The following is a 3794-nucleotide window of genomic DNA, read 5'->3' on the forward strand; positions in this document are numbered from 1 at the left end:
TCGAAGCCACGAACCGTGACCAAACCACCCACCAGCACAGATGCCACGCCGCCACGCCGTACCAACCCACCAGCCAAGAACAGCAGAAGATCAGCCATCCAAGATCGACTTAAGCTTCACGGCATTGGCGCCTGACCCTCGCTCGCGCCCCGAAACTGACCCCACGGGCCGAGGCCCGCATCGCGCTAGTCCTTACCGGTGTCGACCGTCAGGACACCCGCGCCGCCTAGACCTCGTTTAAACGCATCGCACTGCACACCCCCATTTCGCCATGCCCTCACCCCACAGGAGCAAGCTATTTACCAGAAGGAAAGTGAAGGCGTATGCCGCCGTTGTGGCAGCCACGGCGAGCTAGCTAAGGCGGGTCGCTACGCGGACGGTACCCAGCAGTACAGGACAGTCTGTAAGCCGTGCGAGGCCGCGCGGGCGCTCGCCTACTGGCGGTCGAAGAACCCAGGCGCGGATCGGATGATCCGGATTCCCGTCAGCGAACACGAGAAGGAAGATCGCGCATGACTGCCATCGCTCCCGAGGTAATCCCAGTCCACCACATGGATTGGCGATTCGCGACCGAACTCAACCGGTCGTCGCAACACCGGCCTGTTGCAGTGAGAGTAGCTGGTTGTTCATCGCGATGACGTTGGACATTGACGACTGGGAGCCCGTAACGATGACCATCGTCAATCAATGGTGCGCCCTGGACGATCACGCCGAAGCCGATCTGGCGCCAGTGGTCGGTGAAGATCTCGGTGACGAGGGACAGCAGGGTCTCGGTGTCGGTGGGCAGCGCAAAGACGTGCAGGGTGCCGTTGCCGAGTTCTTCGGTGACCCGGTATTCGGTGTCGGTGGTCAACGTCGTGTCCTCTCCGCGGCCGGGCTCAGGGGGCAGTCTCCGCAGGTACCGCCGCCCGGCACCCGGTAGAACAGGCAGCAGCTCCGCCGGACCACCGAGGAGACCGCCAGTCCGCCGTCGGAGGTGACGGCGTGGACGGTCGTACCAGCGAGCGGCGGTGTCGCCAGCAGCGCGGCCGCCATTCGGGGAACGTCCTTCGTGCGGGTGACGAGCGGGGAGGCGGCCAGTACCCGCGTCGAGCCGACCAGCGCGGACGCGGCGTTGCCCCAGAGCAGGCGCGGGGCGAGCCGGGTCTCACCCCGCAGGGCCGTGAAGTAGGGCCGCAGGTGGTCCTCGACGACGATCTCGCGGAGCAGGTCGACGGCGTCCGCCAGGCTCTCGACGCGCCAGCCGGCGGTCTCGTCCACGATCAGCCGCACGGGCGCGGTGAGCCTCGGCTGCACCCGGAGGCGGGGTGGGGGCAGGTCGGGGACGATGCCGGCGGTCGCCCAGCAGCCCAGGGCCACCGACCAGAGCCGGGCGGCGTGGCCGAGCGCGAGGGTGGACGCGGCGACCCGTCGTTCGACGCCGCCAAGCCGTTCGTTCACTCCGTCGACCGCGGCGGCCAGGGCCGCCCCGCCCCGGTAGAGCTCGTCGACACGAACCGGCACCGGCCCGGCCCCACCCACCTCGCCGGCACCGGCGAGATCGACCGCGATGTCGGCCTCGAAGTAGGGACTGATCTCGGCGAGCCTCCGCAAGGCGCTCGCCACCTCGGCGGCGGACACCGCCGACGCTCCCGTGACGGCCGGCACCGCTGCGGCGACCGGCACCGCCCCGGCGGTCGGCACCGCCGGGGCGGGCCGCCGCCCCGCTCCGGTCATGTCGGGCTGGCCCGTCACACTGCCTCCCGTAGCTCGAAGGTCCTGGTCACCGGGTCAAAGCGCAGGTCGTCGCCGTCGAAGGTGGTGTTCACCGCCCCGGAGGCGATCACCTCCGCCGGGCGGCCCGTGTGCAGGGTCCCCGTCCGGTCGAGGAGCCACACGCCGTCGGCCACGCGGAGCGAGAGCTCGAGGTCGCAGGAGTGTGGCGCTCAGGGCCACCAGACGTGCGCGCATGCCAGAACAGGCCGCTTTCCAGCACCTCGTGGACGGTGTTCGCGGGTGCCGTGGCCGGTCTCCTGGCTGACGGGTGGTGCGTCGCCGGCCGCCTTCCCAGGCGGCGGTACTCGACGCCCAGTGACTTCCCCGGTGGGCGGGGACTGGCCGGCGACATCCCGATCACAGTGGCGAGGGCCGCTCCGGCATCACACCGAATTCCCGAGCACCACGGCCGACAAACCGTACGACCAACGCGAGTCGCCTGCAAGACCATGCAGATGTTTTCGCGGGTGCCGCGCCCATCACGGATGGAGGCTGATCCCGCCCGGCGGCGCGGTATCCGGCTCGTCGGGCCACGGTCTGAGGGTCGGATGCGCAACCGCCACGGGCAGGTGCCCGGTCGACGTGGATGCGAGAATCTCCACATGCACCGGCTGGACGACCAGAACCGGGCCCGGATCATCGACGGTGACCGGGCCTGCGACGCCGTCGCCGCCATCGGTGACCGCGCCGAGGTGACGCGGTGGGCCGCCCGGTTCGCCATGCTCGGCGAACCGGGCCGGCTCGCCATCCTGCTCGCGGTGCACTACGCCGGCCCGATCTCCGTCTCGGATCTGGCCACCGCCGTCGGCATGAACGACGCCGCCGTCTCCCAGGCACTGCGGGTCCTGCGCCAGCAGAACGCCGTGCTCGCCGAGCGCGACGGCCGGATCATCCGCTACAGCCTCGCCGACCCCGCCGTCGCCGACCTGCTGGGCCGCGTCCGGCCCGATCCCCAGCTCCACCACCGGTCCGGCCAGCCCGCCCGCTGACGCCCGCCGGCCGGCAGGTGAGCCACAATCGACCTGCTCGACCTGCTCGACCTGCTCGACCTCACCGTGCTCGCCGACCGCCACGTCGACGAGCTCTCCGGCGCCCAGGCGCAACGTCGTCACGTCGGGAACCCCGGCCGACGTCTACGCCGCCGACCTCATCGAAACCGTCTACGGGCTCCCCGTCGACGTCGACCTCCGCGACGGAACACCCGAGGTCAGACCCGCCCTGCCCATTCCCGGTGGGCGGCGCTGACGCCTCGCGCCTGGGGAATGGCGGAAGGCCTTCCCACTGGCGGGGCGCCGGCGGCGGCGTAACATCGGACTGGAGCAACAGCCACCCGGGTCGTGACCCGCGAGCGGCGCCCATCCCGGGCGCACCTGTGGTCCTTTTACGGAGCGACTTGATGGACTCCGACAACCTGCTCAAAGCGACCCAGCCTGAGCCGGCCGCACTCGGCAGACACTACGGCTCCTGCGACGGCAAGGCCGCCCTCGCCCGCGAGACCAGCCCCGGCAGCTGGCAGGTGAAGGTACGCGATCCGATCAACCGCCTGGCCGGCCACGACGGCTGGATGATGCTCGGCACCGGCTGGAGCACCCTGGCCGAAGCACGCGCGGCCACCGGGCTGTCCTAGACATCAGTACCCCCCGGCCGCAACCTCGTCAGCCAGGCGGCCGGCCGAGGTCGCGAGCGGTCCAATGCGAGGACCCATTGGCCGGGTCAGGTGCCCAGGGCCGGGAGTGGAACAGAGCCGGATAAACGGGGGACGTGCTCCCGGCCCGTGCCACCGGAGATGTGGGGCTCCGGCCGCCGGGACAGGGGCGTGCACCCAATGGCGCTGTTTTAAGGTGATCGTGGCCGGTCGAGGTAGTGGAGTTCGATGCGTCGGCTGACGTTGACCACGCTGGGTTCGCCGGGTCGGCGGGCGGGGAAGTCACCGGCCTTCTTGGTTCTGCGCGGGCTGGCGCGGTCGGGGCGGTCGCGAACGAACGTCGCGGGTCGCAGGATCTTGAGGAGGAAGGTGGCCAGCGCCAGGTCAAGCTGGT

The 3794-nt window shown here is 70.5% G+C and carries 6 protein-coding genes and 1 riboswitch; of the genes, 2 read left to right on the forward strand and 4 right to left on the reverse strand.

Annotated elements, in window-relative coordinates; genetic code table 11:
* Nucleotides 1-484: 484 nt before the first annotated feature.
* From FMEAI12_RS29755 to FMEAI12_RS29765, 3 genes are read right to left on the reverse strand one after another with little or no spacing between them, the layout of a single operon-like run.
* Entirely contained in the window at nt 485-853 is a 369-nt protein-coding gene (locus tag FMEAI12_RS29755) for a hypothetical protein (RefSeq protein ID WP_112108646.1), read from the reverse strand.
* Entirely contained in the window at nt 850-1734 is an 885-nt protein-coding gene (locus FMEAI12_RS29760; protein WP_112108647.1) for a (2Fe-2S)-binding protein, read from the reverse strand. Before FMEAI12_RS29760 ends, FMEAI12_RS29755 begins: the two co-directional genes overlap by 4 nt.
* Nucleotides 1731-1889, reverse strand: coding sequence for a hypothetical protein (locus tag FMEAI12_RS29765; RefSeq protein ID WP_235014787.1), 159 nt, complete (start codon nt 1887-1889; stop codon nt 1731-1733). Before FMEAI12_RS29765 ends, FMEAI12_RS29760 begins: the two co-directional genes overlap by 4 nt.
* A gap of 95 nt (nt 1890-1984) precedes the next feature.
* Nucleotides 1985-2178, reverse strand: a riboswitch (cobalamin riboswitch).
* 179 nt (nt 2179-2357) lie between these two features.
* Between FMEAI12_RS29765 and FMEAI12_RS29770 the strand changes: the two genes are divergently transcribed.
* Nucleotides 2358-2744, forward strand: coding sequence for a metalloregulator ArsR/SmtB family transcription factor (locus tag FMEAI12_RS29770; protein ID WP_165938401.1), 387 nt, complete (start codon nt 2358-2360; stop codon nt 2742-2744).
* A 407-nt stretch (nt 2745-3151) separates the two neighbouring features.
* Nucleotides 3152-3382, forward strand: a complete 231-nt coding sequence (locus FMEAI12_RS29775) for a hypothetical protein (protein WP_112108649.1) — start codon at nt 3152-3154, stop codon at nt 3380-3382.
* A gap of 209 nt (nt 3383-3591) precedes the next feature.
* On the opposite strand, the gene FMEAI12_RS36760 is transcribed toward FMEAI12_RS29775, so the two are convergent.
* The coding region (locus FMEAI12_RS36760; RefSeq protein WP_160144351.1) for a hypothetical protein at nt 3592-3794 on the reverse strand (203 nt) is incomplete at its 5' end.

This window comes from Parafrankia sp. Ea1.12 (assembly GCF_900465275.1).
Taxonomy (GTDB): Bacteria; Actinomycetota; Actinomycetes; order Frankiales; family Frankiaceae; genus Parafrankia; species Parafrankia soli.